We start from the raw sequence: 16,092 nt of genomic DNA on the forward strand, positions 1-16,092 counted from the left end.
ACGAACTAAGGCCCGGCTCAGATGCGCTTAGCGGGCGGCGATGGGATGATTAGCAAAGAGTTCCGTTGCGTAATGGTGCAGATCACCTGACGCGCACATCCGACGGCCAGCCAAGGAGATTCTCCCGTGCCTGTGGTTTCCACCCCCGATACCCTCCGGCCCGCCCACGGGCCCCTGGACAACGCCGAAGTGCTGCGCATCCGCAACGACTTCCCCATCCTGGACCAGAAGGTCAACGGCAGGCCCCTGGTCTATCTCGATTCCGGTGCCACGTCCCAGAACCCGCTCAGCGTCATCGAGGCCGAACAGGAGTTCTACGAGCAGCGGAATTCCGCGGTCCACCGCGGCGCCCACACCCTGGCGGTTGCCGCAACGGAGGTGTATGAGGACGCCCGCGCCAAGGTTGCCGGTTTCGTGGGGGCGCGCCCCGAGGAAATTGTCTGGACCTCCAACGCCACCGAGGCGCTGAACCTGGTGGCCTACGCCTTCTCGAACGCCGCCGTCGGACGCGGCGGGGAAGCGGCCCGCCGCTTCGCACTGGGCGCAGGCGACGAAATAGTGGTGACGGAAATGGAGCACCACGCCAACCTGATTCCGTGGCAGGAGCTGGCGGCACGCACCGGAGCGACGCTGCGGTTCATTCCGGTGGACGACGACGGCGCGCTGCGGCTGGAGGAGGCCGAGCGGCTGATCACCGGGCGCACCCGGATCGTGGCGTTCACCCACGCCTCCAATGTGCTCGGAACCATCAACCCGGTGCAGGCCCTCGTGGACATGGCACACCGGCAGGGGGCGCTGGTAGTGCTGGATGCCTGCCAGTCCGTGCCGCATCTGCCCGTGGACGTAAAGGCCCTGGACGTGGACTTCGCGGCATTCTCCGGACACAAGATGCTTGGACCCACCGGCATCGGCGTTCTCTACGGACGGTCGGAACTGCTCAACGCGATGCCCACCTTCCTGACCGGTGGCTCCATGATCACCACCGTGACGATGGACAGGGCCGAATACCTGCCGGCACCGCAGCGCTTTGAGGCCGGCACCCAGCGCATTTCACAGGCCATGGCTTTGGGCACCGCCGTCGATTACCTGCAGGAAACCGGGATGGACCGGATCCACGCCTGGGAAACCACGCTCGGCCAGCGGCTGGTGCGGGGGCTGGAGCAGATTGACGGAATCCGGGTGCTGGGTCCGAAGGCCGGTGAGGAGCGCATCGGCCTGGCGGCGTTCGACGTCGACGGCGTCCACTCCCATGACGTGGGGCAGTTCCTGGATGACCAGGGAATTGCGGTGCGGGTGGGGCACCACTGTGCGCAGCCGCTGCACCGCCGGCTCGGCCTGGTCTCCACCACGCGTGCCAGCACCTACCTCTACAACACCACAGACGACGTCGACGCGTTCCTGGCCGCAGTCGCCGGCGTCCGTCCCTTCTTTGGAGTGAAGTAAATGAGTTCGGACCTGCAGCAGCTTTACCAGCAGATCATCCTGGAACATGCCAAGCGCCGCCGCGGCGACGGGCTCGTCGAAGCTCCGGCCGGGGCTGCTGCGGGGGAGTCGCATCAGCTTAACCCCACGTGCGGGGACGAGATCACCCTGCGCGCCGTCCTCGACGGTTCCGTCCTGGACGGCATCAGCTGGGAGGGCCAGGGCTGTTCCATTTCCATGGCGTCGGCGTCGGTGCTGACCGAACTCGCTGCGGGCCTGGAACGCAATGACGTCCTGACCCTGGTGGACGAGTTCCGCACGCTGATGCGTTCCCGCGGCAGCATCGAACCGGACGAGGAAGTGCTTGGCGACGCCGCCGCCTTCGCCGGTGTTGCCCGGTATCCCGCCCGGGTGAAGTGCGCCATGCTCGCCTGGGTTGCTTTGGAGGAAGCGCTGCTGGCCGCAAACCCGTCCGCGTAGCCTTCGGCGCGGGCTACGGCCGGCCCATGCCCCGGTAGCTCCAGCCCGCTGCCCGCCATCCGGCCGGGTCGAGGACATTCCGGCCGTCAATAATGTTCCTGTCTGCAACGAGGGCCCCGGCGGCTGCGGGATCGAGGGACCGGTACTCCTTCCACTCCGTCAGCAGCACCACGGCGTGGGCGCCCAGCAGGGCGTTTTCCGTGACCGGATCGTAGGTCAGCTCGGGGAAGCGGCCCTTCGCGTTCTGCAGGGCCTGCGGGTCGGTCACTGTCACGGTGGCACCCTGGAGCTGCAGCTGGGCCGCAGCGCTGAGGGCCGGGGAATCCCGTACGTCATCGCTTTCCGGTTTGAAGGCCGCACCCAGGATGGTCACCCGCTTGCCAAGCAGGGACCCCCCGCAGATCTCGCGCGTCATCTCCACGACTTTGGAGCGGCGGCGCATGTTGATGGCGTCCACCTCGCGGAGGAAGGTGAGCGCCTGGTCGGCACCGAGTTCTCCGGCGCGGGCCATGAAGGCGCGGATGTCCTTGGGCAGGCAGCCGCCGCCGAAGCCGACGCCGGCGTTCAGGAAGCTGCGGCCGATCCGCTCGTCCATGCCGATGGCATCCGCCAGGGCAGTGACGTCGGCGCCGGAGGCTTCGCAGACCTCGGCCATCGCGTTGATGAAGCTGATCTTGGTGGCCAGGAAGGAGTTCGCGGCGGTCTTGACCAGTTCCGCCGTGGCATAGTCCACCGTCATGCGCGGGGTCCCGGTGGACAGGGGAGCGGCATAGACCTCGTCGAGGACGGCGGCAGCGGCAGCCGCGGCATCGCCGTCCGGCACGCCGTAGACGAACCGGTCCGGGGAGAGGGTGTCCTGCACGGCGTGGCCTTCGCGCAGGAACTCGGGGTTCCAGAGGAGGACGGCACCGGGGGCTTTGTCGGCCAGCTCGGCGGCCAGCCTCGCCGCGGTGCCCACCGGGACGGTGGACTTGCCCACCACTACATCCCCGGGAGCCAGATAGGGAGCCAGACCGGCGACGGCGGCGTCAACGTAGCGAAGGTCTGCCGCGTACTCACCCTTCCGCTGGGGCGTGCCGACGCAGACAAAGTGGACGTCTGCACCGGCGGCGTCCGCCAGGTCCGTGCTGAAGCGCAGGCGTCCGCTCTCGAGTGCTGCCGCAAGCAGTTCGGGCAGGCGGGGTTCAAAGAAGGGCGGCCGCCCGGCGGCGAGATCTTCCACCCTGGCGGTGTCGACGTCGATCCCCACCACGTCATGTCCAAGCGTGGCCATGGAAACTGCGTGGACTGCGCCCAGGTAGCCGCAGCCAATGACGGAAATACGCACTGTTCCCCTATGTTTCATCGCGGTTATTCGGGCCGCAACAACCTTATCCTGCGTTTTTCGCAGACAGGGTCAGGGAGCTGACGCAGGCAGCTCCACGCGGAAGGTGCTGCCGACCCCGATCTGCGAGCTGAACGAGATCCCTCCGCCGTGCGCCTCGACAATCGACTTAGTGATGACCAGGCCCAGCCCCACGCCGGGAATGGCGGCCTTCTTGACCTGGCCCGTGCGGAAGAACTTGGTGAAGACTTCCTGCTGGTCGGCCTCGCTCATTCCGATGCCCGTGTCTTCGACCTCCAGGACCAGGTTCCCGTCTTCGCGGCGGGACCGGACCGTGACCTTGCCGCCGTCGGGGGAATACTTGATGGCGTTGGAGAGCAGGTTGTCCAGGACCTGGGATATGCGGTCCGGATCCACCACTGCCTGCAGGCCGGATTCGCAGTCACAGTCCAGGTCCACACCGATCGATGTGGCCCGGGCCGCAGCGGAATCCAGGGCGATCCGCACCAGGTCGGTGACGTCGGTTTCCATGCGCTGCAGGTGCATCGTCCCGGAGGCCGTGGTCAGCAGGTCCGACACCAGCAGCAGCAGCCGCTCCGCATTGCGCTGCGCCACCTGGAGGGCGTTCACCAGGTACGCCGGCAGGCCGGAGGTTTCGTCGTCGTCGAGCACGAGGTCCAGGTAGCCGATGATGGAGGTCAACGGGGTGCGCAGTTCGTGCGAGACGCTGGAAACAAAGTCCTCCCGTGCATTGAGGGCATTGACCATCTCCGTGACATCGCTGTACGCCAGTACCGAGCCGGCGAACCTTCCGTTGTCCCGCATGGCACGGGCACAGACGGCGAGGGCCCGCTGCCGGTCCCCGGTGCCGACCCAGACAATGACGTCCGAAAAGGATTCCTCGCGCATGGCCCGCTGTGAAGGCCGCTGTGCGGGGTCCACCGGGGTGAGCTGGTCCAGGCCGTAAATACGGGCGTCCCCGTCCGTGTCCGCCGCGTCCGTCAACCCGGCCAAGGCGTGGTTGCTCCGCTGCCGGCTGTTCATGAGGATGGTCCGGCCGAAGGCGTCCACCGCGGTGACTCCCACGTCGACCGTTTCCAGCACAGCGTCCAGCAGCTGGGAACGCCTCCGGGTTTCCTGCAGGCTGGCCTGCAGCTCGGATTCGATCGCCCCCAGCCGTTTCTGCTGGGAGGTGGTGTCACCTTCCACGGTGGAGACCACCACGCCGATGGCGAGCATGATGAACGGGATCAGCATCGGTGCCGCCAGATCGGTCGGGCTGGGCCAGCCGTCCGACTGCGTGAACAAGGGCGTCCACAGCACCACAGTGCTTCCGGCATAGCTGAGGAGCCAGCCGGTCCGCGGCGCGGCACCGGACCAGGACATCCAAAACACCGGGAACACACAGAGGAAGCTGAGGCCGGTCACCGCCAGGCGCCCGTCATGGTAGAGGCCGCCCACCACCGCGAAATCAAGCACCGGAATGGTCCAGTAGGCCAAAGGGTGGGACCGTTCCCAGGGCACCGCAACGCAGGCGGCGGTCAGCAGGGCCAGCAGGATCAGTGCAAACCGGAAACCGGTGCCGCTGTAGACATGGGGAGCCACAAGCGCGGTAATGGGCAGGGCCACAGCCACCGAAATTAAAAGGGGCAGCTGGCTGATAAGAAGCCGTAGGCGCAAATGCAGTTGATAAAACTGTTTGCGGATGCCCAATAGGGCCGCAGCGCGGGCTTCGAGACTCGACATAAAAAGAGGAACCCCCGGATTCCAATAGTGGTAGCTCAGAGTATAGGGGTGCTCCTGTAGGATACCGAGCAAGGGGAGCGGGGAATCAGAAGGTCTCGCAGGACAGGAAAACAGAACATGGACATTCAACGCGTAGCGGTCATCATCGAAGATGACGCGGATATCCGCGATCTTCTCAACGCGGTTTTGCAGCAATCCGGTTTCAAGGTCTATACCGCTCCGAACGGATCCGAGGGCGTTGACGCTGTTCGGCTTCACAACCCGACTGTGGTCACATTGGACCTGGGTCTTCCGGATATCGACGGGTTTGAAGTCATCCGTCAGCTGCGGCAGTTCAGCGACGCCTACATCGTGATGCTCACGGCCCGCGCGGAGGAGCTGGACACACTCATGGGGCTGGAAGCCGGCGCCGATGACTACATCACCAAACCCTTCCGCCCCCGCGAACTGCGGGCCCGCATCTCTGCGATGCTGCGCCGCCCGCGGGGTGAAGCGGCCGCTGACGACAGCACGCCGGCCCCCGGCGGCACGCCTTCCGCCCAGGAAGGCCCCGGCTCCGCGCCGGCCCCCGCCGTCCCCGTTCCTGCCGTTGCTGCCGGCACGCTCGCCCACAACGGTTTGACCCTGAATCCGGGAACCCGCACCACCGAGATCGAAGGCAAGGGCGTAGAGCTCACCCGCACGGAGTTCGACCTGCTGCAGGCGCTCCTGGAGGGCGGCCGTTTGGTACGCACCAAGACGGACCTTGTGCGGCGGCTGCGCGGCGAGGAATACGACACCGGCTCCTTCATCAGCGACGCCGACGAGCGGACCGTCGAAGTGCACGTGGGAAACCTCCGCCGGAAACTCGGAGACGATTCGAAGGCGCCGCGCTGGCTCGAAACCGTACGCGGCGTCGGCTACCGGCTGGCCCCGCAGGCCTGACCGGCCCACCCGGCCCGGCCGACCCGCATCTACACCGCGGCGGGTACCCCGGCGGGCAGCTCGACTGTAAAGGCCGTACCGCACCCGAGGACGCTTTCCACCCGGATGCTGCCCCCGTGCGCTTCTGCAATGTCCTTGCTGATGGCCATGCCGAGGCCGACGCCGGGGATGCCTGCCTGCCGCACCGTCCCCGTGCGGAAGAACTTCTCGAACACGCCCTCGGCGTCCTCGGCGGCCATGCCCATCCCGGTATCGGCCACGCGGAACACCGCACGGTCTCCCTCGCGCCAGGCAGTCACGGTGACCGTCCCGCCGTCGGGGGAATACTTGATGGCGTTGGAAAGCAGGTTGTCCAGGACCTGGGAAATGCGGTGCGGATCGGCGTGCATAGGCAGTTCGGCCGGGGCATCGTTCACCAGTTCGACGCCGGCCTCCCGCGCCCTGTCCCGGACCGCGGCGAGGCTCGCGGAGATGACATCCGTCAGGCACATGGACCGGTATTCCAGCTGCACGGTGCCCGAAGCGGCGGTGAGCAGATCCGAGACCAGCCGAAGCAGCCGCTCGCTGTTACGCAGCGCCACCTGCAGGGATGCGGGAATGGTGCCCTGCAGCCCGGTCTCTTCTGCCTCGTCCAGGGCCAGGTCAAGGTAACCCATAATCGAGGTCAGCGGGGTCCGCAGCTCGTGGGAGACGCTGGCAACAAAATCGTCCTTTGCGGCCAGTGCACTGATCAGGGCCGTGACTTCGGAGAAAACAATGACCGCGCCGCTGAAGCCGCCGTCGTCGTTCCGCAGTACCGTGCCCGAGGTATTCATGGCCACCTGGTTGCCGGGAGGACCCAGCCACAGCTGCACATCGTGGAAGTCCGCACCGCGTAGGGCCCGGGCAACAGGACGTTGCTCAAACGGTACGGGGGTAGTGCGGTCAAGGGCATAAAGGAATAGATCCCGTTCATGCGGGTGGGCTAGCCCGGCGGGCAGCGCCCGCTCCTGCAGCAGCCGCTGGCGCCGGTTCATATGCCGGGGGATGCCGTCCTCGCCAACGAGCAGGACCCCGACGTCGATGGCGTTCAACACGCCGTCGAGCTGTTGGGACTGCCGCTTGCTCTCCGCCAGGGCGGCCTCGAGCAGCCGGTCCTTGCTCTCCAGGGTTTCGCGCTGGGAGCGGATATCCTCCCGCAGCACCGAGACGGTGACCGCCACGCCCAGACATACCAGCGGAACGAGCAGGGGAGCGGAGAGGGCCGCGCCGCTCACGGGTCCGGCGGTGCCCGACAGGACCGGATACCACACGCACAGCAGCGGGCAGAAAAAGCTCAGGTACCGTGCCGCCGACGGCGATACACGGGACCAGGACATCCAGAACACCGGGAACACGTACAGCAGGCTCAGGCCGGTGAGGATGTCCGTGCTGCCGTGCTGAAGCTGGGCGATGGCTGCGAAGTCCAACAACGGAATGGTCCAGTAGGCCGGATACCAAAGGTGGTTCCACGGGATGGCGATGCACACTGAGGTAACCACGGCCAGCGTGGCCAGGCCGGACACGAACTCCCGCCGCTGGAAGAGCTCCGGCAGCGTCCAGGCGGCAACGGCGCAGATCAGCCCCACCACAATGACCAGCGGAGCCTGGCTTACCGCGGTCCGGTAGCGCAGCGGCAGTTCGTGGAACTGGGAGTGGATGCCGAAGAACTTCAGCGTCGACTGCGACAACCGCGACATGTGACCCCCTTGTAAGCACAACAGGGTCTAACGATACCGGTGGTATGCCAGACGCGTGACCGCGGCCACCCGGCAGGACTTCAGCAGCCCGGGGCGGGGCCGGCAGGTCCTAGGCGGCGGAGAACAGGGACGGCTCGCTTAGATGAGCCATGGTTTCCGTACCGCAGGCACGGACAGCGACAACCATGGCCTCCAGTCCGAGTATGTCCCGGCGCGACACCAGGTCCTGTGCAACGGCTCCCAGGGCGGACAGCCGTTCCGCGCCGGCCATGTGGCTGGAAATCTTGATGCTCAGGACCACGTCCATGGCTGCGTCGAAGTCCCGGGCCAGCACGGCATCGTGAAGGCGGGTGAAGCGGCTCTCCCACATGGAAATGAAACTGGACACGAATCGGCGGCAGGACTCTGCGCCCACCTGGTCGCTCAGCTCCTGCAGCCTTTCCAAGGAAACCAGCCGTACGTCCGTTCCTTCGTGGGGCAGCATCATGGCCTGGTGCTCCCTCGGCGCGGGGCGGCATTCTGCTTTGGTGCCGAGACTGGTGCAGCGGCTGACGGGCTCGGCGGCCCTGCCAGCGGAGACTGCGGGGAAGTCAGATACAAGCAAAATTTCCTTAGGTGTGGGTGGTCGCCGTGGGGTGTTCGGTGCCTGGCGGAAGCCGGCCGAAAGCTCCCGGCCGATGCCCCACGGTCTCACTCCAACCTCAGGAAACGTTGCCTGCAACGCTCAAGATCGGGGCAATATTGCGGATCGCACGGCTCCGGCCGCGCGCCGACGTTGTGTTCCCGCCACCACCGGTCAGTGGTAGCGGCGCTCCCAGGCAATCAGCGTCTCCACCGCGGGGGCGAGTTCCCGGACCATTTGCCGGTAAACAGCGTCGCTGCGGCGGTACGGGTCCACAACGTCGTCTTCTTCCGGCCCTGCCGGATGGGCGCTGCGCAGCCGCAGCGCACGGGCAGTGGCGGCCCGCCAGCGGTCTGCGGCCGGTGCGTCGGGGTCTGCATCGACAAGGGGCAGCAGCCTGGCCAGTTCACGCAGTGTGAACGTCCGGCGCAGCAGCTCCGGGGTGAGCTCCACTATTCTGCTTCGGTGCATCCGGGTCAGGGCAAGTACCAGCTCCTGGTCCCGGAGGATGTCCGGGGTGAGCTGTCGGGAGCTGAAACCGGCTGAGTCCGCGCCGAAGATGTTCACGAATCCGGCCACATGCGGTTCGATGCCGGAACCGACCAGGGCGCGCGTTCCGGCACTGGTGACCTCGAATGCCCCCGGAGCCACTTCGTCCAACCCCGCCTGGAGCAGCCGCTCGGCCATGGGGGAGCGGCAGATGTTGCCGGTACAGACGGTCAGAATACGGAACGGAGCAATGGCTGTTCTCATGTCCTCAGGCTTCGGTAGGGCCGGTTCCGGGCGGTTCCGGCCCGGTTTGCGCTGGTGTTGAGGTTACCTTGTGCGGTGCTTGAGCTTTGCCGGAATGTTTCACGAACCCTGTGTTTCGGCGGCGTTGTTTCTTGAGGGGAGGGAGGAAAAGTAATACCCAGCGGCGGGGAAAAACTTCCTCAGGCCAAAACGGGTTACACGAACAAGGGGACATGATGAACAAGATGGCAAAAGGCGCACTCTCGATCGGCCTGGGCGCAGCACTCCTCCTCGGCGGCGGCGGCACCCTGGCGGTGTGGAACGCGGAAGCCACGGTCGCTCCGGGCACCATCGCGGCCGGCGACCTGAACATCAAGGCCGGAGCGGGCACCTGGACCAACGCCGCCGGCGAAATCGACATCAAGACTTACAAGGTTGTCCCGGGCGAGGTGCTGACCTTCACGCAGAAGCTGGATCTGACGCTGGTAGGCGACCAGATGAAGGCACAGCTGGCCTACACCACCACCGGCGCGCAGAACTCGTTCACCAGCAGCCAGCAGCCGGTCATCTCCATGTCCACCGTGGATGCTGCCGGCAAGCCGGTACTGCTGGACCCGACCAACCTGACCCCGGCCAGCCTCAGCACCAGCAAGGGCGTCGTCACGGCGAAGGCCGTGTTCACTTTCAACAGGGAAGCAGTGGGCGATAAGAACGCAACGCTGTCCCTCGGCGAGACCAAGTTCACCCTGACCCAGGTCGCCAAGTAAAGTAAGCCATCTTGTTCTAACCCCCGGCTGTGCACGGTGCAAAGGCATCGTGCACAGCCTGTTCCCCTCCGGAGGCGGAATTCATGAAGAGCACAGCAAAGGCTGCGGGTTTGATCCTCGCTGCCGTGGTGCTTGGTTTGATGACCGTCCAGGGAACCTACGCGCTGTGGAACGCGACGGCAACGTCGGATCCCGGCACCGTGCAGGCCGCCGATTTCAACATCACCATCACCGATCCCGAGGGTACGAAGTACGGGATGGCAACGACGCCGTCCCTGGCGCTCACCCTGGGACAGCTCCCCAAGGGCCAGCCGGCGTACCGTTCCCTCACCGTCGAGAACGCAGTCAACGTCACCGCCGACTCGCCCCTGGCACTCAAAGCCGGCTTGAACATTCAGTCGGTGGAGAACAACTTCGGCGGAAACCTCACCGTGCAGGTGGCCGACCTTGGTGCCAACCCCGCGTGCAACGCCCCCGGGGTTGCGTATGCAGACACCCTTCCCGCCCCGCTGGACCTGCCGTGGAAAACAGCACGGACGGTCTGCGTAAAGGTGGTGCTGGGCGCAAAGACCCCGGCCGCCCTAATGGGGCAGCCAATCAAGATCAATGCAAACCTCTCCGTGGCGCAGGCCGCGCCGGTCACCAAGTAGTGGATAGGACAACACCATGAGCGGTCGCAGGAAAGCAGAAGGTTCAGCCAGCCCCCTGGGCTTCATCGGTGCCGGCCTGAGCTACCTCGCCCTCTGCCTCGCCGTATTGGCGGCCCTCGTCCTCGTGCTTGTCCCGATGCTGACGGGCTCGCAGACCTACAGTGTCCTGACCAGTTCCATGGCCCCCAAATACGCTCCGGGCACCTTCCTTGTGGTGAAGCCTGTCCCGTTCGAAGAGCTGCGGGTGGGTGACATCATCACGTACCAGATCGAGTCCGGAAGCCCCGCCGTTATCACGCACCGGATCACGGCCATCAGTGCCTCGCAGGCCGGCGAAACCATGTTCACCACCAAGGGTGACAACAACGACGCCGAAGACGCTCTCCCCGTCCGCGAAGTCCAGGTCCGAGGCAAGCTCTTCTACGCGGTGCCGTTCGTCGGATTCGCTGCCAATGCCCTTGGCAACTCTGAGCGCGGGGCTGCGGCGCAGTGGGGTGCCGTTGCCCTTATGGGCTACGGGGTCATCTCGCTGGTCCGTGGTGCTTTGGCCAAGCGGCGTGAGAACGAGGAGACGCCGGAGCAGGGGCCGGACGGCGGCGACGGCGGCGATGACGACTCCGGTTCGACGGGCACGACGGGCACCGAACATCCGGAACCTGCGGCGGACCCGCTGGAATATGACGATCCCATCCTCACCGACTGCAACTGCGGCACTGCCGCCAGGCACTCCCACCGGATGGATAACCGGACGCCCGCGGGCGTCTGATGGAAACACTGAGACGGGCGCCCCTGCGGTGGGCACGTGTGCCGGCCGTCCTTGCGCTGGCGGCGACGGCGGCACTGGCCGGCGCCCCAAGCGCCCTGGCATCCAACGGCTACCTTGAATTCAGCTCGGATGGAGACCGTTACGGGTCCACCATCGCCGGTCCGCTGTTCAGCCGGGCCGTAACCTATGTTCCCGGAACCGAGCAGGCTGCGACCGTCTGGGTCCGCAATAACAGTGCGGACCCGGCCCGGCTAAGCTCTGCCGCCAGGATGATCCGGTCCGACCCGGAACTGGAAGGGTACCTGGGCCTGGCTGCAGCCTCCGGCAGCAGTTCCGCCGAACGTACGCCCCTGGGTGCGCAGGGCACATGTTCGGACCTGCCGACCACTTGGGACCTGGCCGGCGGCGAAGAAGTGGAACTGACGTTCGTCGTCGACCTGTCAGTAGAGGCCTCCAACGCGACCCGGAACACGGCTTCCGAATTTGACCTTCTCTTTTACCTCGAGTCGACCCAGGCCGGGCTTACGGCCCGCAGCGCCTGCGATGCGGCGGACTATGGAAGCGGCAATGGCGGGGACGGGGACACCGCAGGCGTCGTGCCGATTCGGGAAACGGGGAGAGCGGGCGACGCCGGTCCGGCCGTACGCAGTATTATGCCGGCGGCGCGCACAGCGGGCTCCCTCACAGCACTGCCCGGAAGCGGTACCGCCGGCCGCGGGCCGCAGGCCGTGGCAGCCGGGGCGGTCAACACCCCGCCGGCTCCCCGTGCACCCAAGGGGGTCGATGCGGGCGCGCCGGGATCTTCCCCCGAGGTCCTGGATGCCAGGGTCCAGAGTACGGTGGAACCGGTGATCCACTCCTTGTCGGGTACGCTCCTGATAGCAATGTCGGTGGCGTTCACTGCGGCAGTGGTTCTTCGGGTATGGAGTAGAAGATATGAGTGACAGGCAGTCGGGGGCTGCTTCCGGCACGGCAAGGGATTCAAACCGCGCCGGCAGAGGGTTTGCGCGCCTGCATGCCCAGCCCGGCTTCCGGCCGGCCTCGGTGGCTTTTGCCCTGACCGTGATCCTTGGCATAGGTGGCCCGGCTGCGTATGCGTACTGGAGCCAGTCGACGGCCGTCACGGTGACGGGGACCACCGCCCGCCCGGTCACCCCGGTACCGACGAACGTGACCTGCCAGAAGACGACCCCCATCCAGCTGGCGTGGCCCGCCGCCGCCGGTGCCGATGCGGAGGTGCGTTATGTCGTCACTCTCCAGGCACAGGGTATCGCTGCTGACTATGTCCTGCCTTCGAAGACCTACAAGGTCACACCGGGGACGCTGTACTCGGCAGCAGTATCCGGCATGTCCACCCGCACCACGGGAACGACGGTCACGGCCACCGTCCGGAGCGCGATTGTCAGGACGGGGCTGCCCGACACTACGGTGAAGGTCCTGCCCAGCGATCTCGTGTTTGCCTCAAACCCGAGTACCGGAGTGGTTCTTCGCGTGACGGCGTCCTCGAACGGGCAGTTTAGTCTCACCTGCCCCAAATAGGGGTCACTGCCCCTCGCCGTTCTGGTACACGTCCGGAATGCCGTCCTGGTCATCGTCACGGCGTTCCTCTGCTTCGATGACCCGGTAGCGCCGGTTCCGCGCGGTCAGCAGGGCTGAGGCCAGCAGGGCAGCCAGGACGGAGGCCACGAGGATGCCCACCTTGGCGTCGTCGTTGTGGAGGGACCCGACGGGGAAGCTCAGGTCATTGACCAGCAGGGACACGGTGAACCCGATGCCGGCGAGAATCCCGATGCCGGTCAGGTCGACCCAGCGGACGTCGTCGTCGAGCTTGGCGCGGGTTCCTGCGGTAACGGCCCATGTGGTGAGCAGGATGCCGATGGGCTTGCCGATAACCAGGCCCAGGATGATGCCGATGGCCACCGGATCCTTAACCACGGCGCCAAGTCCGCTCCAACCGCCGAGGGCAACGCCTGCCGAAAAGAAAGCGAACACCGGAACCGCAAAACCGCTCGAGATCGGCCGGAAGCGGTGTTCGAAGATTTCCGAGAGGCCGGGCGCTTCAGGATTGGCAGGCAGTTTCTGCCGGTCCGGGCCGCGGCGCAGCACGGGAACAGCAAAGCCCAGGAGTACTCCGGCCACGGTGGCATGCACGCCGGAGGCATGCATCAGCGCCCAGGTAGCGATACCAAGCGGCAGCAGGATCACCCAGGCGGCCCATCCGCGGGTTCCGAAGAAACGAGGAACGCGCTGGACAAGGAGCGTGAATGCGGCCAGCGGCAGCAGCATCCACAGGAGGTAGCTCAGGTGGACGTCTTCGGAGTAGAAGAACGCAATGATGGCGATGGCGATCAGGTCATCCACCACGGCCAGGGTCAGGAGGAAGATCCGCAGTGCGCTGGGCAGGTGGGAACTGATGACCGCCAGGACGGCCAGCGCGAAGGCGATATCGGTGGCAGTGGGAATGGCCCAGCCCCGCAGGCCGTCCGACCCGGAAATGAGGTTGACGGCTACGTAGATCAGGGCGGGCACAATCACGCCGCCCACCGCGGCCGCAATGGGCACGATCGCCTGCTTCACATCCCGCAGGTCCCCGGCAATGAACTCCTTCTTCAGCTCAAGACCGACCAGGAAGAAGAAGATGGCGAGCAGTCCGTCGGCTGCCCAGGTGCCGATGCTCAGCTTCAGATGCCAGGGCTCATAGCCGATTTCGAAGTCGCGGACGGCGAAGTAGGAGTCGGCGGCCGGCGAATTTGCCCAGATCAGTGCGGCTACGGTGGCGACCAGCAGCAGGATTCCGCCAACCGTTTCCTTGCGGAGGATCTCGCCGATACGGAGCGTTTCGCCGTAACTGCGCCTTCCAAGGATGGTGCGTGCACTGTTTGGCTTGGAGGTCGAGGGATCAGAGCCCATGAAGGATTTCCTAACGAATTCGGGTACGGCAAGACTATTGCCGACCAGACTTCCCGGCGCACCGTCTACCAGTCTAACCGCATCTTCGCGGGCGGTGACCGGGCCGGTGCGGCGCACGGCAGCAAAACGCCCCGGGAGGAATCCTGCCGGGGCGTTCTGGGGACGGGGAAACTTAGCCGATGAGGCCACGGACACCGATGACGAGGGTGGCCAGGCCGAAGATGATCGCCGTGCTGATCTTCATCAGGTTCATGGTCATGTAGCGGGTGGCCGCACCGTTGGCGTCCCGCGACCGCGGGGATTTCAGTACATCCCGCAGGTAGGACGGCCAGACCAGGACGGACCACAGGCCGGCGATAACGAGGACCAGTGCCAGGGGAGTGGAAAGGACCATGGGTTAGCTCTGCCGGCTTTCGATCCACTTGCCGGCCTGGCCGGCCTGGATGGTCAACGCCTTGCCGATCATCGGTTCGGCGGCCTTGGCGATCTTGTCACCAAGGAACGGAATGGACGAGGATACCTTGCCGTCCACATCAACCCGGGTGCCTTCGGGGGTGCTGACCAGTCGCTGCACGGCGTTGACCTTCAGCGGTACCCCGCCCACGGACAGTTCCACCGTGGCTTCCCGGGATCCGTCGGCGGCCGGGGCGGCCCACTGCTCCTTCTGGGTAACGGTCAGGGTGGCGCCGACGAACTTCTTGGCCATGTCCGGCAGCCGATCGGTCGGCATGGTCCGCACCGCAGTGAGGATGAAGGCAGCGGCAGTGTCGCCCTCCACGGACGCGGATACCAGGGAACCACCGACGTGTTCGCTGATGCTGCGCAGGAACCCCTCATCGGCGAACGTGTCGGTTACGGTGCGTACGTCGTAGGGCAGGATGGTCGATGCGTTCAGGGCCATAGGTCCTCCGTAGGATGGGCGTGATGCCGGAATCCGCGGGTTTGCACCTCGGGGCCGGCCAAAACTCATCCTAAACCGGGCGGGCGGCTGCCCTAAAACCGCCGCTCCGGGCTGCGGCCCGGCTACGACACCAGGTTGATGCAGCCAGCCGCGTCCCCGGCCGCGCCGCCCTGCTCTGCATCGAGGATCAGGAGGGACTCGGCGTCGTCATCGGACGGCACCCAGGGGACCGTGGTGCTCGCGTCCGCGTTGCCGGCGGCATCGGTGGTGAAGTCCAGGACGAGGCTGTCGGACCCGGCCCGGTACTCCGCACCGGCGTCCGCTGGAGCAGGGCCGCAGTTGTCCTCGTGCAGCCGGGCGCTGTAGGTGGTGTCAGGCGCGAAACTCTGCGCCTGCAGCCGCACCGTGGTGTCCGCGTCGGTTTCCTCGACGGTGACAATGGCAACGGAGTCGTCCGGGATCAGCGCGGTGCTGTAGGTGGTCGCGGCGGCGTCATCACAGTACGGGCCGAACGTGCCTTCGATGATCCCGCCGGGAGTCGGGGAAGCGGTAAACCTTCCGCAGCGCTCGGGATTGGCCGTGGTGCCCGGGATGCCCGCGGCCTGGCAGCTCTCGTCGCCCGGGCTGCCGGGGGAGACGGTGGCGCAGGAAGGATCAGCGGACGCGGAGGCGGAAGTACTGGCGCGTGAGTCGTTGTAGCCGTCGCCTTCGGGGTTGCCGGCGCAGCCGGTGAAAGCGAGCGCGAGTACCGCCGAAACGGCCACCCGGAGGGGAACGTGAGCTGCCATGGGGCAATCCTTACGTCGTAGACAGGAGCCTGCTGTCCGGCCTTTCCAGCGTGGCAGGGGCACCGGCGAAAAACCAGATCCGCAGGTGCGCTTCGGCCCGCCGGGCCGCACCTGGGCCAAAACGGCCCACGCTATGTGCTCCGGCGGCCGAGCAACAGGGCGGAGGCGGATCCCCGTGGTGATCGGAACCGATCACGCTGCAGCTGCCGGCGTTCCCTTACTCCGGGCCGGAAGGTGGCGTACGTTCTGCGGCACGGTACCGCCGCCGGAGATCGGGGCGGTTCCGGACAAACACCGGCACTCGCGCGGGACTCACATCTAGGGGAACGATGAACAGGAACA

17 protein-coding genes are annotated in these 16,092 nt (G+C 66.1%); 8 read left to right on the forward strand and 9 right to left on the reverse strand.

The genetic code is table 11. The features are described from left to right. The first annotated feature begins 126 nt into the window (after positions 1 to 126). Positions 127 to 1,443 carry a cysteine desulfurase gene (locus AC5RT8_RS06970; protein WP_494094979.1) on the forward strand — a complete coding sequence of 439 codons (1,317 nt, stop codon included), beginning with the start codon at positions 127 to 129 and terminating at the stop codon, positions 1,441 to 1,443. Further along, positions 1,444 to 1,902 (forward strand): Fe-S cluster assembly sulfur transfer protein SufU, encoded by a 459-nt coding sequence (sufU, locus tag AC5RT8_RS06975; RefSeq protein WP_494094980.1) that lies wholly within the window; start codon positions 1,444 to 1,446, stop codon positions 1,900 to 1,902. It abuts the gene before it with no gap. Positions 1,903 to 1,915: 13 nt separating this feature from the next. Here the strand turns inward: sufU and AC5RT8_RS06980 are convergent, their stop codons facing one another. Both AC5RT8_RS06980 and AC5RT8_RS06985 read right to left on the reverse strand, forming a co-directional pair. Beyond that, on the reverse strand, positions 1,916 to 3,229 hold the full coding sequence (locus tag AC5RT8_RS06980) for a UDP-glucose dehydrogenase family protein (protein ID WP_494094981.1): 1,314 nt from the start codon (positions 3,227 to 3,229) through the stop codon (positions 1,916 to 1,918). A gap of 69 nt (positions 3,230 to 3,298) precedes the next feature. After that, positions 3,299 to 4,855 carry a sensor histidine kinase gene (locus tag AC5RT8_RS06985; protein ID WP_494094982.1) on the reverse strand — a complete coding sequence of 519 codons (1,557 nt, stop codon included), beginning with the start codon at positions 4,853 to 4,855 and terminating at the stop codon, positions 3,299 to 3,301. A 234-nt stretch (positions 4,856 to 5,089) separates the two neighbouring features. Here AC5RT8_RS06985 and AC5RT8_RS06990 point away from each other — a divergent pair, with 234 nt between their 5' ends. Next, the gene (locus AC5RT8_RS06990) at positions 5,090 to 5,896 is read left to right on the forward strand and encodes a response regulator transcription factor (protein ID WP_494094983.1); all 807 of its coding nucleotides are present in this window, start codon (positions 5,090 to 5,092) and stop codon (positions 5,894 to 5,896) included. A 29-nt stretch (positions 5,897 to 5,925) separates the two neighbouring features. On the opposite strand, the gene AC5RT8_RS06995 is transcribed toward AC5RT8_RS06990, so the two are convergent. The 3 genes from AC5RT8_RS06995 to AC5RT8_RS07005 form a co-directional block, all read right to left on the reverse strand. Then, positions 5,926 to 7,614 (reverse strand): sensor histidine kinase, encoded by a 1,689-nt coding sequence (locus AC5RT8_RS06995; protein ID WP_494094984.1) that lies wholly within the window; start codon positions 7,612 to 7,614, stop codon positions 5,926 to 5,928. Positions 7,615 to 7,723: 109 nt separating this feature from the next. Next, positions 7,724 to 8,101, reverse strand: coding sequence for a hypothetical protein (locus AC5RT8_RS07000; protein ID WP_494094985.1), 378 nt, complete (start codon positions 8,099 to 8,101; stop codon positions 7,724 to 7,726). 309 nt (positions 8,102 to 8,410) lie between these two features. Then, on the reverse strand, positions 8,411 to 8,989 hold the full coding sequence (locus tag AC5RT8_RS07005; protein WP_494094986.1) for an arsenate reductase/protein-tyrosine-phosphatase family protein: 579 nt from the start codon (positions 8,987 to 8,989) through the stop codon (positions 8,411 to 8,413). A 224-nt stretch (positions 8,990 to 9,213) separates the two neighbouring features. Here AC5RT8_RS07005 and AC5RT8_RS07010 point away from each other — a divergent pair, with 224 nt between their 5' ends. From AC5RT8_RS07010 to AC5RT8_RS07030, 5 genes are all read left to right on the forward strand, one after another. Beyond that, positions 9,214 to 9,735 (forward strand): alternate-type signal peptide domain-containing protein, encoded by a 522-nt coding sequence (locus tag AC5RT8_RS07010; protein WP_494094987.1) that lies wholly within the window; start codon positions 9,214 to 9,216, stop codon positions 9,733 to 9,735. An 83-nt stretch (positions 9,736 to 9,818) separates the two neighbouring features. Beyond that, on the forward strand, positions 9,819 to 10,385 hold the full coding sequence (locus tag AC5RT8_RS07015; protein WP_494094988.1) for a SipW-dependent-type signal peptide-containing protein: 567 nt from the start codon (positions 9,819 to 9,821) through the stop codon (positions 10,383 to 10,385). 16 nt (positions 10,386 to 10,401) lie between these two features. Then, positions 10,402 to 11,151, forward strand: coding sequence for a signal peptidase I (locus tag AC5RT8_RS07020; RefSeq protein ID WP_494094989.1), 750 nt, complete (start codon positions 10,402 to 10,404; stop codon positions 11,149 to 11,151). After that, the gene (locus AC5RT8_RS07025; RefSeq protein WP_494094990.1) at positions 11,151 to 12,095 is read left to right on the forward strand and encodes a hypothetical protein; all 945 of its coding nucleotides are present in this window, start codon (positions 11,151 to 11,153) and stop codon (positions 12,093 to 12,095) included. Before AC5RT8_RS07020 ends, AC5RT8_RS07025 begins: the two co-directional genes overlap by 1 nt. Then, positions 12,088 to 12,690 carry a hypothetical protein gene (locus AC5RT8_RS07030; protein WP_494094991.1) on the forward strand — a complete coding sequence of 201 codons (603 nt, stop codon included), beginning with the start codon at positions 12,088 to 12,090 and terminating at the stop codon, positions 12,688 to 12,690. Before AC5RT8_RS07025 ends, AC5RT8_RS07030 begins: the two co-directional genes overlap by 8 nt. A 3-nt stretch (positions 12,691 to 12,693) precedes the next feature. Here the strand turns inward: AC5RT8_RS07030 and nhaA are convergent, their stop codons facing one another. From nhaA to AC5RT8_RS07050, 4 genes are all read right to left on the reverse strand, one after another. After that, positions 12,694 to 14,061, reverse strand: a complete 1,368-nt coding sequence (nhaA, locus tag AC5RT8_RS07035; protein ID WP_494094992.1) for a Na+/H+ antiporter NhaA — start codon at positions 14,059 to 14,061, stop codon at positions 12,694 to 12,696. 172 nt (positions 14,062 to 14,233) lie between these two features. Then, complete coding sequence (locus AC5RT8_RS07040) at positions 14,234 to 14,455, reverse strand: SCO4848 family membrane protein (protein ID WP_494094993.1); 222 nt, start codon at positions 14,453 to 14,455, stop codon at positions 14,234 to 14,236. Positions 14,456 to 14,458: 3 nt separating this feature from the next. Beyond that, the gene (locus AC5RT8_RS07045; protein WP_494094994.1) at positions 14,459 to 14,962 is read right to left on the reverse strand and encodes a DUF2505 domain-containing protein; all 504 of its coding nucleotides are present in this window, start codon (positions 14,960 to 14,962) and stop codon (positions 14,459 to 14,461) included. A 122-nt stretch (positions 14,963 to 15,084) separates the two neighbouring features. Continuing rightward, positions 15,085 to 15,750 carry a hypothetical protein gene (locus tag AC5RT8_RS07050; RefSeq protein WP_494094995.1) on the reverse strand — a complete coding sequence of 222 codons (666 nt, stop codon included), beginning with the start codon at positions 15,748 to 15,750 and terminating at the stop codon, positions 15,085 to 15,087. Between the last annotated feature and the right edge of the window lie 342 nt (positions 15,751 to 16,092).

It is taken from the genome of Arthrobacter sp. Ms25 (assembly GCF_059090365.1).

Coding starts and splice junctions, on each gene's coding strand:
- AC5RT8_RS07000 (WP_494094985.1), bottom strand. CDS start 8,101: ATGATGCTGCCCCACGAAGGAACGGACGTACGGCTGGTTTCCTTGGAA.
- AC5RT8_RS07045 (WP_494094994.1), bottom strand. CDS start 14,962: ATGGCCCTGAACGCATCGACCATCCTGCCCTACGACGTACGCACCGTA.
- AC5RT8_RS07050 (WP_494094995.1), bottom strand. CDS start 15,750: ATGGCAGCTCACGTTCCCCTCCGGGTGGCCGTTTCGGCGGTACTCGCG.
- AC5RT8_RS06995 (WP_494094984.1), bottom strand. CDS start 7,614: ATGTCGCGGTTGTCGCAGTCGACGCTGAAGTTCTTCGGCATCCACTCC.
- sufU (WP_494094980.1), top strand. CDS start 1,444: ATGAGTTCGGACCTGCAGCAGCTTTACCAGCAGATCATCCTGGAACAT.
- AC5RT8_RS07025 (WP_494094990.1), top strand. CDS start 11,151: ATGGAAACACTGAGACGGGCGCCCCTGCGGTGGGCACGTGTGCCGGCC.
- AC5RT8_RS07020 (WP_494094989.1), top strand. CDS start 10,402: ATGAGCGGTCGCAGGAAAGCAGAAGGTTCAGCCAGCCCCCTGGGCTTC.
- AC5RT8_RS07010 (WP_494094987.1), top strand. CDS start 9,214: ATGGCAAAAGGCGCACTCTCGATCGGCCTGGGCGCAGCACTCCTCCTC.
- AC5RT8_RS07005 (WP_494094986.1), bottom strand. CDS start 8,989: ATGAGAACAGCCATTGCTCCGTTCCGTATTCTGACCGTCTGTACCGGC.
- AC5RT8_RS06990 (WP_494094983.1), top strand. CDS start 5,090: ATGGACATTCAACGCGTAGCGGTCATCATCGAAGATGACGCGGATATC.
- AC5RT8_RS07030 (WP_494094991.1), top strand. CDS start 12,088: ATGAGTGACAGGCAGTCGGGGGCTGCTTCCGGCACGGCAAGGGATTCA.
- AC5RT8_RS07040 (WP_494094993.1), bottom strand. CDS start 14,455: ATGGTCCTTTCCACTCCCCTGGCACTGGTCCTCGTTATCGCCGGCCTG.
- AC5RT8_RS07015 (WP_494094988.1), top strand. CDS start 9,819: ATGAAGAGCACAGCAAAGGCTGCGGGTTTGATCCTCGCTGCCGTGGTG.
- nhaA (WP_494094992.1), bottom strand. CDS start 14,061: ATGGGCTCTGATCCCTCGACCTCCAAGCCAAACAGTGCACGCACCATC.